Annotated in this window: 13 protein-coding genes; 9 read left to right on the top strand and 4 right to left on the bottom strand. The window is 36.7% G+C overall.

Annotation, left to right across the window (positions count from 1 at the left end; translation table 11 throughout):
- The first annotated feature begins 68 nt into the window (after positions 1-68).
- The 4 genes from ACMAWV_RS09160 to ACMAWV_RS09145 are packed head-to-tail and all read left to right on the top strand — an operon-like array spanning position 69 to position 6,067.
- Positions 69-962 carry a VWA domain-containing protein gene (locus ACMAWV_RS09160; RefSeq protein ID WP_412469505.1) on the top strand — a complete coding sequence of 298 codons (894 nt, stop codon included), beginning with the start codon at positions 69-71 and terminating at the stop codon, positions 960-962.
- Positions 959-2,578 (top strand): vWA domain-containing protein, encoded by a 1,620-nt coding sequence (locus tag ACMAWV_RS09155; RefSeq protein WP_412469506.1) that lies wholly within the window; start codon positions 959-961, stop codon positions 2,576-2,578. The genes ACMAWV_RS09160 and ACMAWV_RS09155 overlap by 4 nt, the downstream gene beginning before the upstream one ends.
- Positions 2,571-3,833: a hypothetical protein gene (locus ACMAWV_RS09150; protein WP_412469507.1), complete on the top strand. Its 1,263-nt coding sequence runs from the start codon at positions 2,571-2,573 to the stop codon at positions 3,831-3,833. The genes ACMAWV_RS09155 and ACMAWV_RS09150 overlap by 8 nt, the downstream gene beginning before the upstream one ends.
- The gene (locus tag ACMAWV_RS09145) at positions 3,833-6,067 is read left to right on the top strand and encodes an ammonia-forming cytochrome c nitrite reductase subunit c552 (protein ID WP_412469508.1); all 2,235 of its coding nucleotides are present in this window, start codon (positions 3,833-3,835) and stop codon (positions 6,065-6,067) included. Before ACMAWV_RS09150 ends, ACMAWV_RS09145 begins: the two co-directional genes overlap by 1 nt.
- Before the next feature lie 329 nt (positions 6,068-6,396).
- Here ACMAWV_RS09145 and gcvPB read toward each other — a convergent pair whose 3' ends face one another.
- Positions 6,397-9,447, bottom strand: a complete 3,051-nt coding sequence (gene gcvPB / locus ACMAWV_RS09140; RefSeq protein ID WP_412469509.1) for an aminomethyl-transferring glycine dehydrogenase subunit GcvPB — start codon at positions 9,445-9,447, stop codon at positions 6,397-6,399.
- 103 nt (positions 9,448-9,550) lie between these two features.
- Here gcvPB and ACMAWV_RS09135 point away from each other — a divergent pair, with 103 nt between their 5' ends.
- The 5 genes from ACMAWV_RS09135 (at position 9,551) to ACMAWV_RS09115 (ending at position 14,279) form a co-directional block, all read left to right on the top strand.
- Entirely contained in the window at positions 9,551-10,387 is an 837-nt protein-coding gene (locus ACMAWV_RS09135; RefSeq protein ID WP_412470604.1) for a class I SAM-dependent methyltransferase, read from the top strand.
- A gap of 86 nt (positions 10,388-10,473) precedes the next feature.
- Positions 10,474-11,250, top strand: a complete 777-nt coding sequence (yaaA, locus tag ACMAWV_RS09130) for a peroxide stress protein YaaA (RefSeq protein ID WP_103217166.1) — start codon at positions 10,474-10,476, stop codon at positions 11,248-11,250.
- Positions 11,251-11,266: 16 nt separating this feature from the next.
- Positions 11,267-12,265 (top strand): adenosine kinase, encoded by a 999-nt coding sequence (locus ACMAWV_RS09125; RefSeq protein WP_392992035.1) that lies wholly within the window; start codon positions 11,267-11,269, stop codon positions 12,263-12,265.
- Between the two features lie 12 nt (positions 12,266-12,277).
- The gene (gene asnS, locus ACMAWV_RS09120; RefSeq protein ID WP_412469511.1) at positions 12,278-13,690 is read left to right on the top strand and encodes an asparagine--tRNA ligase; all 1,413 of its coding nucleotides are present in this window, start codon (positions 12,278-12,280) and stop codon (positions 13,688-13,690) included.
- Positions 13,644-14,279: a hypothetical protein gene (locus tag ACMAWV_RS09115; protein WP_412472213.1), complete on the top strand. Its 636-nt coding sequence runs from the start codon at positions 13,644-13,646 to the stop codon at positions 14,277-14,279. Before asnS ends, ACMAWV_RS09115 begins: the two co-directional genes overlap by 47 nt.
- Here the strand turns inward: ACMAWV_RS09115 and ACMAWV_RS09110 are convergent.
- The 3 genes from ACMAWV_RS09110 to tmk form a co-directional block, all read right to left on the bottom strand.
- Entirely contained in the window at positions 14,269-15,747 is a 1,479-nt protein-coding gene (locus tag ACMAWV_RS09110) for a stage 0 sporulation family protein (protein WP_412469513.1), read from the bottom strand. The genes ACMAWV_RS09115 and ACMAWV_RS09110 overlap by 11 nt on opposite strands.
- A 72-nt stretch (positions 15,748-15,819) precedes the next feature.
- Positions 15,820-16,671 (bottom strand): hypothetical protein, encoded by an 852-nt coding sequence (locus tag ACMAWV_RS09105; protein ID WP_412475818.1) that lies wholly within the window; start codon positions 16,669-16,671, stop codon positions 15,820-15,822.
- Positions 16,649-17,332: a dTMP kinase gene (gene tmk, locus ACMAWV_RS09100; RefSeq protein WP_103217171.1), complete on the bottom strand. Its 684-nt coding sequence runs from the start codon at positions 17,330-17,332 to the stop codon at positions 16,649-16,651. The genes ACMAWV_RS09105 and tmk overlap by 23 nt, the downstream gene beginning before the upstream one ends.
- Between the last annotated feature and the right edge of the window lie 63 nt (positions 17,333-17,395).

Here is a 17,395-nt window from a genome sequence, read left to right as displayed (position 1 = left end):
AGCATCCTATTTTCTTTCTGATTGTGTTATTGCCAATATTTGTTCATTTCCTTTTTAAGCCTTTTAGGATGCGACAAACTTCTATTAGAGCATCATTTTACAATATCGTTGCTGAAAGTATGCAAACAGCAGCAGGTGCTGAAAATATTAGAAAACGTAAACATATTCAAAACTCCTTATTAATAATTTCATGGGTTTTGTTTTGTGTCGCTCTTTCTAAGCCTGTCATGAGTGGTAAAGAAATAATAAAAAATATTTCTTCAAAGAGCTTCTATATAGCATTGGATTTGTCTGGCTCGATGAGCTATCAAGATACCCAAACTGGTGAGACAAGACTTGATGTTGCGAAGAAGAATATCACAAAATTTATTAACGAAAGAAGTGATGACTTTCTAGGACTTATTGTCTTTGGAGACTCTGCTTACCTTCAGGCCCCATTATCAAATGATAAAAAATCACTTGTGTCACTTGTTGAGCAATCTAGTGTCGGGATGGCCGGTCTTAGTACCAGGTTAGGAGACGCCATTGGACTCGGAATTAAGCGATTTCGAGATACTAAGGTTAAAGAACGTGTTTTCATCTTATTAACTGATGGCAATGATACAGGTAGTGAAGTTCGTCCTATTGATGCTGCTCAAATAGCTAAAAATGAGAATATTAGAATTTATGTTTTGGGGTATGGAGATCCTACTACTGTAGGTGAGAATAGCCTTGATACAAATACACTCAAACAGATCGCCACGTTAACTAATGGCCGATTTTACTTACCCAAGAATGAGAAAGAGCTTGAAGAGGCATTTAAAGAAATCAACTCTATTGAAGTTCAGCAAATGACAAGATTAACATATCGGCCAAAGTACGACCTCTTTTATTACCCAATTATTATAATTTTATTATTATATCTCTTTGCCATTGTAATCGTGATATCTAGTCGACGCTTTAGACATAGGAGTGTGCAATGAGTGAAATCTTGGCGCTAGCTAAAGCATTTATTATACGCTTTTATACTAATATTGCTGCCTTCCACTTCATTAGGCCATGGTGGCTGCTTTTGCTTATTATCGTAGCTCTATTTGCTGTACTCTATTTACGAAGTAAGAAGATGGGGGAGCTTGGACAATATTTTGGCCGTGATATTTTAAATGCTCTTGTTGTAAAACAACGAGGAGAATACCTTAAAGATCCACAGTTATGGGCGCTAGCATTAGCTTTTATGCTTATTCTTGCCGCTAGTGGACCTAGTTTTGAAAAGGTAAGGACATCCTTTGATGAGAATGAATCTAAAACAATGCTTGTCTTTAATCTTTCTGAATCAATGGAGTCAATTGATATATCACCATCGCGTATTGAAAGAGCAAAATTAAAAATTATCGATCTATTAAAAGTTACTCAAGGCTCTTATTACTCTCTTGTTGTTACATCTGGTAACTCATATCAAATTCTTCCCTTTACAAGAGATTTTAATATCTTAAATAATTTCATTACAGCACTTGATACCTCTCTTGTAACAGGTGAACTCTTGCGCTTATCAAGTCTTGAGAAGGTAGTGGCATCTTCCTTTTCAAAAGATGGCCAGGGGCAAAACTTAATTTTTATCTCTGATCAAGTTGATGATGAATCGATTCCAATTATGGCCCGTGGGCTTGAATCTTATGATGTTAACTTAATAGTCTATGGTGTAGGCCGACCAGAAGTTGAATTAGATAGCAATACTTTTAATCCTACTTTACTTCAGAAGTTTGCTTCAGCAGGAAATGGTAATTATATAGAGTTCTCTAATGATAATAGTGATATTGCTCAAGTGAGTGCTTATTTAACAAAGTATTACCCCCTAGATAGCGATAGTGATCTTCCTTGGCATGATCTTGGTTATTATCTACTCTTTCTATGCATTGCCCCTTTTGTTATGTACTTTAGGCGTGGTTGGGTGGCCGTTATTCACTGTTTTATTATTTTTGTTTGCTTCTCTCCAAAGACTGTAAAAGCAAATATAATATTGGATCCATTCTTAACTTCAAATCAACAAGGCCATTTATTTTATAAGCTCGGTTATTTTAAGAAGGCCGCTAAAGAATATGATGATCAGTATAGTAAGGCCCTCTCTTATTATTTGGCTGAGGACTTTAAGAATGCTCAGCTATATTTTTCAAGCCTTGATTCTCCTGCTGCGAGATTTGCAAATGCAAATTGCATTGCACATATGGGTTATTACTTATCAGCACAATTAGAATACGAAAAGATTATTAAGAGTGGTGGCCCCTATGCAAAGAAGGCAATGCAAAATGTTGAGATTATGAAAAAACTTGTTGCTGAGATTGATGCAACTAGTTTGGCCCAAAGGGCCGAAGGGGACGAGAAGACAAAACTCTACCGTGAGAAATTTAAGATATCTCGCGGGGCCAAGGTATTAGAGACAAATACAAAAGATTCAAGGGAATCAAAAGATGCTCTAAATGTCGATTTATGGATGAATAAAGTTCATTCACCTCTGCGAGAGTTTTTGGCCCGTAAAATTCAAATCATAGATCAGCAAATAGAAACTAAAAAATCTGATAATGATGAGGTTGATAATGAATAGATCATTATTTTATTTCCTCTCATTTTTTATACTGGTTCTTCATGGTCATTCTTATGCATTAAATGGAATAAAAAGTTATTTGAACTCAGGCGAGATTGAGTTCTCGTTTGTAAGAGCTGGTGAAGGGAAGATTGTTCCAAAACAATTAGTTGTTTTCGATCTTTTTACAAAATATCAAAAAGGCTTAGAGGTTGATGTTAGAGTTCTCGATATCAACTTTTCCAAAGGACTAGCAACTCAGCAAAGCACTCGCGAATACTTCCTTCAGTCTTCTGGCAATGTTTTATTGAAATCTCAGAGTATTCAAGTCTTTCCAAGTTATAGTGGTAACCTTCTTGTTGAAGGCGTTAGACTTGCCGTTACTGTTCGTAATAAATCGACAGGTGTAAAAGGCCGTGAAGAAATCTTTTTGCCTGGCCCATCTTTTGAGGTTGAAGATGTGGGAGCTAATTATGATTTTGTTGCCTCGGGAGTTGAGGAAAGCCTCACTCAAATTAGTGAACAAAATGAAGACTCAGATGCTCTTGTTTTTGAATACAAAATTGAAGCGAGTCAGACAAGTGTGGCCCTTTTACCTCAAATGCGTTTTAAGAGGCAAGATGATGTCTCGTTTTATTATGAAGTACTTGAAAAGGATGATCGTTTTGATCGTGGAGAAGCGAAATCTATTATAAGAGAAAAGATAACTGTCGTCTTTAATCGTGCTGGTAGTGTTAAGCTTGAGCCCACAAGGATTCGTTATTTTGATATAGATAATGATGAAATTCAAAATAGTGAACTACAAAATATAATAATACACTTGGGAGGATTTTACTTCTCTACTAAGACTAAACTCTTAATCTGTGTCATCGCTTTAGTTCTTGTGTTTGTTTTTTATCTCTATCGACTAAATCGAGAATCACTCGCATATTTTTATAATAATTTAAAAGAAGAGTATAATAATCGACGTGTTTTCAAACAGATTATAAAAAAGCGAGATGCAGTTGGACTAATCAACTACTTATATCGATTTGCGCATGATGCCAATGAGCTTACTCTGATGTCATTTTTTGAAAATTATGGTATTGATGATTCTGCTATATCTAATATTTCTAATGAAGAGGCCATTGTCGGTATTGAAAAATTATTTGCCGATCTTTTTTTAGAATCTAAGCAGTCTGAGGATTATTGGCCACACTTCGAAAGATTATCGCTTAAGAGAGATCTCAAAATGGCATCACTTAAGTATGGTAATCACATAAGTGAGCTTAACTAGTGCAAATTATACTTAATATCATCTTCTTTGTTCTCGTTCTTATTGCTGCTCCTTCGTGTTTTAATAAAAAACTAGAAGTTACAAAGTTTGATCCCACAAAAATTTCTTATGAACAATTAAAGAGTAATAATGATCCATCAACATGTTTTCAGTGTCACGAGGATGTCGCATCTCAGTGGAGCAGCTCAGATCATTTTCATTCAATGAATAAGGGGACTAAGGAATTTGTAAAAGGTGATTTTAATAATAAAGTTTTTGAAGCAAATAGAACAAAGTATCTATTTATCGAGAAACAAGGTCAGTTTTATATTTCTATCAACGGCCTCGATTATAAAGTTCTTTATACATTTGGACATTATCCACTTCAGCAATATGTTGTTGATACTGGAAAAGATGGTAAATTCCAAGTACCTCCAATTGCTTGGGATATCGAAGCTAAGAGGTGGTTTAATACTTTAAGTGAAGTTCAAGTAAATCATCCACACCTTAGTGATTCACTAAAGTGGGATAATAGAGTTAATAATTGGAATAATCGCTGTGCAAGCTGCCACTCTTCAGGCCTAGATAAGTCTTATGATTTTAAAACTGATTCATATAAGACTAAGTCTTTAAGTGAAAATGTCTCATGCTTTTCTTGTCACGGTGATGCTAGTACACACCTTAAGTGGGCCAGTATGCCTTTAGAAGATAGAGACTCTAATCTGACAAACAAAGGCTTTTGGCGTAATTCAACAAATGGTTATAAAGAGATTATTCCTGCAAAAGATGGTGGTGTGCATACGTATATTACAGAACATGATGCAAACACGACTTGTCTTACTTGTCACAGTTTAAGAGAAGACATGAGTGATCATGCTGACTTTGCTGCTGACTTCTTTAATCAATTCTCTCTGACGATTGTAAATGATAATCAGTACCATATTGATGGCCAGCAGAAAGAAGAAGCTTTTGTAGGTGGCTCTTTTCTCCAATCAAAAATGTTCCATAATGGTGTCAAATGTATTAATTGCCACAATCCTCATAGTGGTAAACTTAAAAAAGAAGGAAATGCTCTTTGTTTACAGTGTCACGATCTTTCTTATGATAAAAAGGCCCATCATGGACATGAAATCGAAAGTGCAAGTTGTGTCGACTGTCACATGCCTAAAAAGGCCTTTATGGGAATTGATATGAGGGCCGATCATAAATTTGTCATTCCTAGGCCTGATTATTCTCTTTCCTATGGTGTACTTAATAGTTGTACTTCTTGTCATAGCGATATTTCAAAAGAGAAGATGAACTCGATGTTCCAAACTAAGTTTCCAAATCTTAAAACAAGAGATGAGCTCCTTGAGATAATTGGTGAAATGAAGAAGGGGAATTTTAAAAATAAAAATCGACTACTGTCGTATATCAATAATGTTGACATGCCAGAGATGAAAAGGGCCGCGGCCATTGTTCTTCTAAGAGAGTTTCCTAGCATGAAGAAAGTCGATTACGAGAAGTTATTAAGTAGTGATTCAATTTTGATAAAAAAAGCGACATTGGAATTGTTGTTAAACTTTCCAGATATTTCACAGCTTCAGACGGCCATTATCGATTTGGCAAAAAAAGGACCTAAGCTTCTATCTTTCTCAGCGGTTTATGTTCTAGCAACTCATGGCCTTAATTTTGAAAAGGCTCCAGGCATTGATCTTAGGCCTCAGCTTGATTCTCTACTAACTATGTTAGAGCTTCATAGTGATGCTCCTGATAATATTCTTAAACTGGCAACTTTGTCTCGTTTTGGCCTATTTCCTAAAACACCTGCACAACTTCTTGAGGCTTCCATAAAGAAGTATCCATATTTTATTGCGGCCTATATCAATTTGGCCGATCTTCATCGCTCAATTGGTAATGAAGCACAGACGGTACAAATATTAACGCAGGCATTGAATAAAAACCCACAGGATGGCAGTGTTTTAACTGCACTAGGTATGCATTACACGCGACTAGGAGATTATCCTAAGGCCCTTGATTATTTTAAATCTGCGAGTGACTTGAATAAAGATAATGCTTATTTTAGCTACCTCTATATACTTACCTATAAGCAGGTTTTTGGTGCTGAGCAGGCGCTTGGTGAAGCTAAGAAATACGAATCTCGCTATGAGGCATCATTCCTTTTTAACCAATTACTTTTTGCTTTAAGTGTAGAGCTTCAGGATGTTGAGAATACGAAGTTCTATAGTAAGAAAATAAATCGTTTTAGACAGTGATTTTGAAACAAAAATTACTGTGAAAAGTCGTGATTCTCTTACATTTTTAAGAATTTTTAATGAAGGCCATTAGGTCAACAAACTACTGTTGTAATATTTACATGTGCAAAAATGATAGGTTGTAACATCTCAAATCACGTCGTATAAACCACTCATTAATGTAGCAGGGATTGATGAATAAACATATCGATAAAGTTGTGTTGTTGTTCTTTGTTCCCCAAATTCGTGTTAATTTTCGTGTTGTTGTTATTCTCGAATTATTCGTATGTTTTTCAATTTCTGCTACACCTAATATATATAAAGGCCTGCATTGCAGGCCTTTTTTTTTCTTATTGTTTTAATTCTTTGTGCTTGTCTTGAATCATTTTAACAATTTCTAGTGTGTCTTTCGTGCGTAACATCTTAGGTGAAATCTCGTCACTTGGAAGCTCCCAAAGTTTATCTAGGGTACGGTAGAACTTAAGGTTCTTATTTGCCCATACCTCATCAACTTTACTAACAGCAGTGAAGTGAGGTGCTGTGTGTAGTACTTCTGGAGAATCAGAAAGAACATTTTTGATTGCTACTAGAACATCAGTAAAATCATCTAGCTCTTTCTTTGTGAAAGATTCAGTTGGTTCAATCATAAGACCAAATACTTCTGGGAAAGCAACTGTTGGTGCGTGAAGCCCGAAGTCTAGGAATAACTTTCCAACTTTTGCAATAATCTGATTTTTAAGAGTTCCTGACTTTTCGATATGAGCAAACATATCGTCACTTAGTGTAATAATAAATTCGTGCATACGTGGTGTTTCATCCGCTCCATGTGGCAGCATTGGATAAACATCCTTAAGCTTTTGGAAAAGATAGCGTGCGCTTAATACTGCAATTTGTGACATTGTCACAACACCGTCTTGACCTAGGGCCTTTAGATAAGTGTAGGCACGTACTTTGTGAGCAACGTTTCCATCGTGGCGGTGGAAGTCTCCAATACATTTTGGAGCACGTACTTTCTTGTATGAACCATCAGCTAATTTCTCAATTTGAGTTCCTGGAATATAGTCAACAAGTTTGCTACTTACAGCAACGATAGCGTCTCCTGGTCCTCCTCCACCGTGTGGTATAGTCCAAGTTTTATGAAGGTTGTTGTGGCAAGCATCCACTCCTAATTTCTCAAGTGAAACAATCCCTGCAATAGCGTTCATATTCGCACCGTCCATATAGACTAGGCCGTCAACAGAGTGAATAAGATCCGCTACTTCTTTAAAGTTCTCTTCAAAGATACCTGCTGTATTAGGATTTGTTACCATGATACCAGCAATGCGCTCGCCATCTGTTTTGATAATCTCTTTTAGTTGCTCAAGATCAATTTGACCTCTTTCATTAGCATCTAAAGTAATGATACCAACTTGTTTCCCGTCAACTTTAGCTGGGACAAAACCAGCTACTGCGGCAGTCGCTGGATTAGTTCCGTGGGCAGAGCGTGGGATAAGAATTACATTCTTAGTTTCAGCGTTACCTCTATCTGCATGATAGGCCTGGAACATCTTGATACCAACAAGTTCTCCCTGTGCACCGGCCACTGCTTGAGTAACAAGTCCTGGAAGTCCTGTTATCGCCTTAAAATCTTCTTGGATATTGTAAAGTAGCTCAAGTGTTCCTTGAGTATACTTATCATCTAGGTCTGGGTGTGCCATTGTAAAGCCAGCAAGCCCTGCTGCCCAGTCATTCACATATGGATTGTATTTCATTGTACATGAACCAAGAGGGTAGATGGCATCATCTGGAGAAACGTTTAAGCTTCCACACTTGTCGTAAAATGCTTTTACTTCTTCTGTTGTGAAAGTTGCAATCCCTGGTGCATCTTCTCTTATATATGTTTGAGGGATTTCCGGCATGAAGAATTCTGATTCACTTTGCGCTGAAAAATTTGCATTAAAAGCAGCAATTAATTTATCGAGATCTTCTTGAGTGTGCTGGTCACCAAAAGAGACTTTTAATAGGTTTCCTTCTAGATTGTGGCGGCCACTAATATCTTTACCAGCAACTAGATCTTCAGTTGAGGCAAGCATGTCACTTACTTTCTTATCTAGCTTTAGAACAACTTCATTAAAGTAAGGAGCATCAAAGGCAAGCTCCACACCATCTAGGTGTAGAATATTTGAAAGGAAGTATTGAGTGTTTTGTCTTGAAGTTGCAAGCTTATCTGATAAACCTTCATCACCAAGTGCTAAAAGTGCAGCACCTGCAATTGTTGCTACAAATGACTGGTTTGAGCAGATATTACTTGTGGCCTTCTCACGACGGATATGTTGTTCACGAGTTGATAGTACCATCGCAAGACATTCTTGATTATTCATATCAACTGCATTACCTACGTAGCGTCCAGCAGTTTGGCGAATTTGATTCTTATTTGCGTCGTTAAAACGAATTCCAAAGATACCTAAACCTGGTCCACCATAGTTTGCGTCTAGGCAAAGGTGTTGACCTTCACCAACGATCATTGTTGCACCGGCCTTGTCACTACCGTATTCACTTGGCTTCTTTAAACCACCCTTAGCAAGTAGCATTGGATCGATAATAGCAATTGAGAATACTTCGTTGTCACGACATAGGTCAGTTAAGGCATCAACATCTTCTAGTAGACCAAGTGAGTTTACTTGGCCAAATGCAAATGCAGCAATTTCTTTATTTGTTTCAAGTAACTCTTTTACTTTATCGAAGTCTGTTAGACCGCTTTCTTTATTAATTGGTGCCCATAGGATTTCCAGATCAGTATGTGCAGCATTTGTTTCAAGTACACTTCTATCTTGAGGATAGATTGCTTCACTTACTAATACTTTTGTTCTCTTGCGTGCAAGACGTACTCCTGTCTTTAGTGCTTCAAATAAACAAGTTGATCTTTCGTATAAAGACGCATTAACCGCTTCATAACCAGTTAGTGCTGTAATTGCACTTGAGTAGATCCAAAGAGTGTTTAGTGTTCCTTGTGATCTTTCTGGTTGGTAAGGAGTGTATGCTGTTGTTAGTCCTCTAATATTGCAAACATATGGAACGATCTCATGAATTTTAAACTGTGGAAGTCCATCACCTAAGAAGTTTGTAGGGATTTTATTCTTTTTTGATAGTTCATCAAGATTAGTAACGAGATCATCATAAGATAGTCCTTCTTTTAAAGGAATTTTTGATGAGAATTTTACATCGTCTTTAATATGAGAGAATAATTCTTCTAGTGTCGTTAGACCTAGTTCGTTTAACATCTGTTTAATTTCTTCATCACTTGCACTGATATAATTCTTTGCAAGTTCACGATTAAGATCACCAGAGTTTACTTTTAAATTTCTTGGGTCAAAACCAAGTTTCTCAATAGTTGAGTTTGATACGTCTTGTGTGTGTGACATCTGTTCTCCGTGTGTGTTATATCTAGATAAATTAATTCTAAAGTATGTATTTACGAAAAGTATATATAGCATAGAAAAAACTGGCCATCTACTTGATTTTAATATGAATGAGACTTCACTAATGACTAATATTGATATTGTAATTGACTGTGCGCAAGAAGAAGATTTAAAAATAGAATCTCTGAATCAAGCGCTGCGCAACTATTTGCAGAAGCTCTCTTCTTATAAATTGACTTATCAATTGCACATGACAGGTGAATCCTTACAAGGGGTTTATTTAGTTTGGAAAGATAATGAATTGTGCTTATTTGATCCGGCCCGAGATTCTTCATTGAAGCTTGATTGGGCAACAGACTTACAAACTCATTTAAAAAGGAATTATGCTGTAACAAAAGAGCCGCTTTTTCGTGCCCTAAAACTGAAAGGTGGTGACATCGAGCATAATAAAGTTGTTGATGCAACCCTAGGTACAGGTAAAGACGCTTGCTTACTTTTAAGCTTTGGCTGTCATCTCGATTGTTTTGAAAGAAATCCCTATGTTTTTGGACTTGCTCTTTGGGCGTACGAGAAGGCCATAAGTTTTGAAAATGAAAAGATTTCTAATATTTTCAAAAAATATATGAGCATCAGCTATGGTCAAGCAACTTTGGCCGATACGGGAAGTGATTTTAAGCGATGCTTTTACGATCCCATGTATGAAATGACAAAATCCAAGGCCAAGAGTGCGCTTAGTCGCAAGGAAATGGAAGTCTTTAAGGACTTAGTAGGTAAAGATACTGATCAGGATCTATACCTATGGTCTTTGTGTACCAAATTTCCTTTAGTTTGCTTAAAGAGGCCAATTAAAGCAAATGAGGTACAAATTCCTACTGATTGTAAGCATCAAAGAGTCGTCTACAGCGGTAAATCGACACGTTATGAGCGCTACTTTCTTCCTTAATATTCTTAAGAAAACATAGTCTTTTAATAAAGTTATTGTTATTATTTCAAGCGTTTAGTAACTCAAACTCAAATTAAAGGAATTTCATGGATATCGTTATTTCTCCAGCGAAGAAACTTAATTTTGATCACTCAGATATCACTGTTGCTCAAGATGTAAATCTAGAGAAACCTACGTTCATAAAAGAGGCCACTGAGCTTGCTACTAAGATGGCAAATTTTGAAAGTGAAGATTTATCTAAAATGATGAAGCTTTCAAAGGCCTTGGCCGATTTGAATGTTGATCGTTTTAATAATTTTAAGAAAACAAATGATCTTGGCGCTGCAATTTTTAGTTTTGCAGGAGATACATATCAAGGCCTAAATGCGGGTGAGCTTAAAAAGAGTGAGTTAAACTATGCTCAAAAACACTTAAAGATTCTTTCTGGCCTCTATGGTGTTCTTGCTCCATTTGATGAGTTACGTGCTTATCGTTTAGAGATGGGAACTCGTATTAATGGCCAAGGTCTAACAAATCTTTATAATTTTTGGGGCGAAAAAATTGTTGAGAAAATTAATGAAGATGCAAAAGCGAATAAGTCTAAGTATCTTGTTAACCTCGCTTCAGAGGAATACTTCAAGAGTGTTAAAAAAGACAAACTCGTTCCTGAACTTGTTAATGTGCGCTTCTTAGATTTTAAGAATGGCCAATATAAGGTTATTTCTTTCAATGCTAAAAGAGCACGCGGTATGATGGCACGCTTTATTATTGAAAATAAAATTAAGGATATTGAAGGCCTTAAAAACTTTGATGTTGCTGGTTACAAGTATGCTGACTTTGATGAAGTAAATAATGAACTTATTTTTAAAAGAAAAGAGTCTTAAATATAAAGGATTAAGTATGAAGAAGTATGATGTGTACGGAATGGGAAATGCCCTTGTTGATATGGAATTTAAAGTTTCTGATGAATTCCTAAACGACCACCTAATTGAAAAAGGCCTAATGACTCTTGTTGAAAAAGAAAGACAAGATCACCTTCTTAACTCTCTTAGAGGAAGTAATGTTGGTCATTCTCGTGCTTGTGGGGGATCTGCTGCAAATACGATTATTGGTGCTACTCAACTTGGTGCTAAAACTTTCTACTCATGTAAAGTTGCACAAGATGAAACAGGAGAGTTCTATAAGAATGACCTGCTTGCAAATGGTGTTAAGTCTAATATTGAACAAGGTCTATATGATGGTGAAACAGGTAAGTGTCTTGTCATGATCTCTGAAGATGCAGAAAGAACTATGAATACTTTTCTTGGAACGACTGCAACATATTCAGATGAACAACTTGATCTTGCCGCTCTAGGCGACAGTAAGTGGCTTTATATGGAAGGTTATCTTGTAACTGGTGCGGCGGGAATTGCTGCCTGTCAAACGGCCAGAGATTTTGCAAGAAAGAATGATGTTAAAGTTGCATTAACATTTTCTGATCCTGGTATTGTAGGCTTCTTTAAAGATGGCTTCAAGCAAATGATTGGTGATGATAAGTTGGATCTTCTTTTCTGTAACGAGGAAGAAGCAAAATCATTTACTGGAATGGATTCAGTTGAGAAAGCATTTGAAGCGCTAAAGAATATTTCACATTCTTTTGCAATTACTGCTGGCTCAAAAGGAGCTTTCCTTTATAATGGTTCAGAGCAAATTAATGTTTCAGCTCCAAAGGTTTCTGCTGTTGATACTAACGGTGCAGGAGACTTATTTGCAGGTGCATTCCTTTACGGGATTACTAATGGGCTAGACTTTAGCGCTGCAGGAACACTTGCATGTGCGTGTTCTGCAAAGCTTGTAACACAATACGGGCCAAGATTAGAAAAAGAACAAACTCATTCTATTTTAAAAGAAGTTTTATAAGAAGGTATTTAAATGACACAATTAAAGCGCATCGAACTTAAGCAATTATTTGATCAGGCATCTGACTTTATCGGCTCTGTTGTAACTGTTAAAGGATGGGTACGTTCGGTAAGAAAATCAAAAGCATTTTCTTTTATTGTTTTAAATGACGGATCTTCTCAGGATCTACTACAAATTGTAGCTGATCGTGGTATCGAAAATTATGAGGCCCTTTCGACTATGTTAACTGGTACTTGTGTATCAATTACTGGAAAGGTTGTTGAGTCTCAAGGTAAGGGGCAGACAATTGAGATGCAGGCGACAACTGGTACAGTAATTGGTGCAGTTGATGATTCTTATCCTCTACAAAAGAAAGGTACTTCACTTGAACACTTAAGAGATATTGCTCACTTAAGAGTTAGAACAAATCTATTTGGAGCAGTTTTTCGTGTTCGTCACGCACTTGCTATGGCAACTCACAAGTTCTTTGATGATAAAGGTTTCTTCTACCTAAACTCACCAATTATCACTGCAGTTGACGGTGAAGGTGCTGGAGAAATGTTTAATGTTTCAACGCTTGATAAGCACAATCCTCCAAAAACGGATAAGGGTGAAGTTGACTTCGCTAAAGATTACTTTGGTAAAGATGTTTCACTATGTGTAACTGGACAACTAGAAGGTGAGTGTCACGCATTAGGACTTGGAAAGGTTTATACTTTTGGTCCAACGTTTAGATCTGAAAATTCAAATACTAAGCGCCACCTTGCGGAATTCTGGATGATTGAGCCAGAAGTTGCATTTGCTGACCTTGAGGATGTGGCCGAACTTGCTGCTGATTATATTAAGTATATGATCGAGTATGCCTTTACACATTGTCGTAAAGAACTTGAATTCCTTTATTCAATGCCATTTACTGATGTTGATAAGAATCATTTTGAAACACTAGCGGCAGTTCGCGATAGTGAGTTTAAGAAAATTACTTATACTGAAGCAATTGAAATTCTATCTGCTTCAGGTGCAAAATTTGAATTCCCGACAAATTGGGGAGAAGAGCTTCAAACTGAGCACGAGAAATATTTAACAGATGTACACTTTAAATCACCTGTTATTGTTACGGATTACCCAAAAGATTGTAAGGCCTTCTATATGAAGCAAAACGATGATGGGAAAACAGTTCGTGCGATGGACGTTTTAGTTCCAGGTATTGGTGAGCTTATTGGTGGATCTCAACGTGAGGAAGATCTTGATAAACTTACAAAGCGTATGGATGAGATGGGAATGGAGAAAGAAGGTTACTGGTGGTACCTAGAGCTTCGTAAATTTGGCTCAGCTCCTCACTCTGGATTTGGACTTGGTTTCGAGCGTGCAATTATGTACATCACAGGTATGAGCAATATCCGTGACGTTATTGCATTTCCAAGAACTCCAGGAAATTGTGACTTCTAAGAATCGCGAAACGATTATATTTTTTCCGGGGCTTAATCAGGCCCCGGCATCTTTCATCTTTTCAAACCCAAATGTTAAATTTATCTCACTTTCTTTCAACAAGAATTCTCGTCCTGATATTGAAAAGGATTTAGAGCGAATTAGAAAAGTATTTAAGGAAAACGGGCGATCTAGTATCGTTGCTCATTCTTTGGCGGCCTTACTTATTGAGTGGTTAATTCAAAATGAGAATCTTGATATAAGAAATTGTAAAATTACTTACGTCGCCCCTGCGTTTTACCCACGTAATTTGCTTACTAAATTTGTTAAGGCATCAGCAAGGGGAGCGCTATCTCGTCTTCCTATTCCATCACTTGCGCCACTCAAGACTCGAGTTCGTTCCTATGTCGAACTTGGGGTTTACGCAGAGATTTTGGCCTTAAATGAGGGAGTTCTACTAAAGAAGATTAACGCTTCTGTTATAGTGGATAAGAGAGATGAGATGCTTAATGTAAAATACTTGAAAGCTATCTCTGGGCTTGAAATAGTGAGGGAAAATCATTTCCCTCACCATCGTTGTTATACATCTTTAAAAAGAATTATTGATTAGGTTTTGTTTCCGTATTCTTTGGTTTATCACCAGAAGGCTTACGGAAGTTTCCGCTTTTTGATTTATTGCGGTTCCTATTGCGATTGCGATTCTTGTTTTGTGACTTATTTTGGCCATCTTCAGATTGTGCATTTTTATCCTGAGGCCTTCTGTTTCTAGGCCTATCATCACTATCTTTGTCACCTTTTTCATTTCTATTTGTTGGGCGACGCTTTGGACGATTGTTATTATGGCGCTTCTTTTCAATTTTTTGCTTTGGAATATTGTCCGATTCATCTTCAGTTGAATCTAATGGAATCTTCTCAATGTCCTCGTCGTCACTATTATTTGATTCTTCTTCATCATCAAATAACTCGTGCGCATCTTCTTCAATATCATCGCTATCACTATCGTTATTTAGGCTCTTAAGGAAGGCCTGCTTTCTTAGACGTAGCTCTTCTTCTAACTCCTCAATTCCTATAATTGTCGAAGTTTCTTTTGTGATTGATCTAAATTCAGTAGGGAAGCTCCATTCTTTAGGTGGACGACAACGTTTTTTATCAAATTGATTCTTATAATAGCGACGGATATAGCCTCTATCAGTTAACATTTCAAATTGTTCTAATAGAATATGAAGCTTTAAAACCTTTCCGATATCACCATTCTTAGTGCGGATATAAGATCCTTCTCCTGGAAGGAATTCTCTCTTATTTGTGTAAACATCATCTTCGTATTTGATACAACACTTAACTTGTCCACAAACACCATTAATTTTTGAAGGAATTAGGGCAAGGTTTTGATTCTTTGCCATTTTTATGGATACGTTTCCGTAGTTTGTTAAGAAGTACGAACAACAAGTTTGAAGTCCACAAGCTCCTGTTGCACCAAGTGCCGCGGCACGATCTCTTACTGAGATTTGGCGAAGCTCGATCCTCATCTTAATCTCTGACACAAGGTCTTTTACAAGATTTCTAAAGTCTACACGCTCTGGAGCAGTGAAGTAGAATACGGCCTTTTTTCCAAATTGAATAAACTCAACGTGTGTTAAGTTCATATTTAGATTGTACTTTTCAATGAGGCGAAGGCAGATGATTTCGGCCTCGTTCTCTTTTTTCAAATAACTTTTTTGTTCGTCGATATCTTCCTGAGTTGCAACTTTTGAAATTGAACGAATAGGGAGCATCGACTTATCGAATGTGACTTCGTATGGGAAAGAGTTGATATAACCAACAGTCATTCCTCTGTCACTCATTGCTATTACTTTTTGTCCGTAAGTGAATTTTCTCTTACCTAGTAAGAAAGGCTGACTTTTAGCATTTCCTGGGAAGCGAACTCTTACCATTGTAAGTGTTTGACCTTCTTCGAATTTACCATCTTGCTCTTTAGCAAGTTTATCATCATGCTTGTTGAATTTATTTACTTTCTTCTTACCACCTGACTTATCATTGTCATGTGATTCAGATATATCTTGCTGATCTTGGTTCGTCATTTTGTCCCATCAATTTATTTTGAGTAGCTTCAATTGTCGTATTATTGGTAGCTTATGTCTAGCCAAATTGCATTAAATCACAAGTTGAAGTAGACGTGCTAGTCGTGATTTAGATGAACCATTAAATGGAATTTCAAAAGTTGAGGCCTTTGTCGCATCTAGACAGCTTTGAGCATCATCGAAGCTATAGTTATTGCTCTGATTCATATGTGAGGCCACTAAGTGATGTATATTTGCTTCTCTGCTTGGTTCTTCTTTAATTAGGTCTCTTAACTCATCTAGTTGAAGATTATTTGGCCTGATCGTTGATAGAGTTTTGGCCAACGCTTCATCCTCACATTCTTTTGTGATGAAATCAGAAAAGCTCATATTCGTTCTACGCTCAATACTACTATGATCGTGAGAGACAATGTTGATTTTGATTGTTCTTGAATCAATTGTAGGAAGAGTCTTTTCATCATTTGATTTGATAAAGATGAAAATATGGCCTTCTGGTGGCTCTTCAAGTGTTTTGAGTAGCTTATTTGCTAGTATTTGAGTGATCTTTTGCGATTGTTTAAAAATCGTAAATGAATATTTAAGTTTCGAAGGTTTGAAACGGATGAAATTGAAGAATTCCTCAATACTGTCATCGCTAACTTTATAGGACTTCTGGTCTGTTGAGACAAAGAGAATATCCTCATGTCCACGCTCGAGAACTTCTTTGGCGTGAGCTGGCTCCCAACCATTCTCATAGCAAAGAATATTTATTAGAAATTTATTGGCCCATTCTTGCAGAATTTCGTCTTTGGACGAAACTTCACGGTGACCACCTGTATGAAGAGTGTAGAAGTGGGCCAATTTTTGCTCTTTGTAACGAGCAAAAAGCGCTTCAAATGGAATATCTTTAACTTTTAAAGAATTATCCATTAATAATCGTTTCAATCTCTTCAATTAGTTTCTGAGTGACTGATTCAAGCTGTGCGCTTCCATCGATTGTTGCAATACGATTAGGAAAGATCTGTGCACAATAATCATATCCTTCAATCAGGTCTTGATGAAAACTATTGTCACGTGACTCAAAGTAGTCCTTTGGCATATTTCTTAAACGTTGTCTCTCTAGTGATTTTTCTAAATCAATTCTTAGGTAGAATGTTTTATGAGGGACAATATTTAATGGAAAGCTTGAGTGAATATTTAAGATATACTCTGGCCCTAGTTTTCTTGCCACTCCTTGATACGCAATCGAGCTATCTAGGAATCTGTCACAAATTACTACTGTATTTGGTGAATCGAGCTCTTTCAAAATCAGTGCATGTAGATTTTGTGCACGAGCACTCGCAAATAAATGTGCTTCTGCTGCAGGGTGAATATCTGTATTAGAAGTTAAAATGGCCTGTCTTAATTTTTCACCGAAAGCAGTTCCGCCTGGTTCGCGAATAACGATAACGTTAAAGCCTTTATCTTCAAGGTAATCCTTGATTTTTACAATTTGTGTCGATTTTCCTGAGCCTTCAATTCCTTCAAAGCTGAAGAAGAATGATCCAGGGAAGGCCGCTTGGCGAAATACATTAGTTAGTTGCGTGATATCTTTAGTGTGTTCCATAACTTAAAAGTAACATAAACAATCAATTATTGACTACTTATTCTTTCAATTTTTATGGAGACA

It is taken from the genome of Halobacteriovorax sp. RT-1-1 (assembly GCF_047085455.1).
In the GTDB taxonomy this organism is placed as follows: domain Bacteria; phylum Bdellovibrionota; class Bacteriovoracia; order Bacteriovoracales; family Bacteriovoracaceae; genus Halobacteriovorax_A.
Note: the sequence above shows the minus strand (reverse complement) of the source record. Positions and strands in the feature narration are given on the sequence as shown.

What these genes read in the sequence shown, in the direction of transcription:
- gcvPB (WP_412469509.1), bottom strand. Translation starts at nt 9,447, where the DNA reads ATGTCACACACACAAGACGTATCAAACTCAACTATTGAGAAACTTGGT.
- yaaA (WP_103217166.1), top strand. Translation starts at nt 10,474, where the DNA reads ATGGATATCGTTATTTCTCCAGCGAAGAAACTTAATTTTGATCACTCA.
- ACMAWV_RS09150 (WP_412469507.1), top strand. Translation starts at nt 2,571, where the DNA reads ATGAATAGATCATTATTTTATTTCCTCTCATTTTTTATACTGGTTCTT.
- ACMAWV_RS09110 (WP_412469513.1), bottom strand. Translation starts at nt 15,747, where the DNA reads ATGACGAACCAAGATCAGCAAGATATATCTGAATCACATGACAATGAT.
- asnS (WP_412469511.1), top strand. Translation starts at nt 12,278, where the DNA reads ATGACACAATTAAAGCGCATCGAACTTAAGCAATTATTTGATCAGGCA.
- tmk (WP_103217171.1), bottom strand. Translation starts at nt 17,332, where the DNA reads ATGGAACACACTAAAGATATCACGCAACTAACTAATGTATTTCGCCAA.
- ACMAWV_RS09135 (WP_412470604.1), top strand. Translation starts at nt 9,551, where the DNA reads ATGAATGAGACTTCACTAATGACTAATATTGATATTGTAATTGACTGT.
- ACMAWV_RS09155 (WP_412469506.1), top strand. Translation starts at nt 959, where the DNA reads ATGAGTGAAATCTTGGCGCTAGCTAAAGCATTTATTATACGCTTTTAT.
- ACMAWV_RS09160 (WP_412469505.1), top strand. Translation starts at nt 69, where the DNA reads ATGCGACAAACTTCTATTAGAGCATCATTTTACAATATCGTTGCTGAA.
- ACMAWV_RS09125 (WP_392992035.1), top strand. Translation starts at nt 11,267, where the DNA reads ATGAAGAAGTATGATGTGTACGGAATGGGAAATGCCCTTGTTGATATG.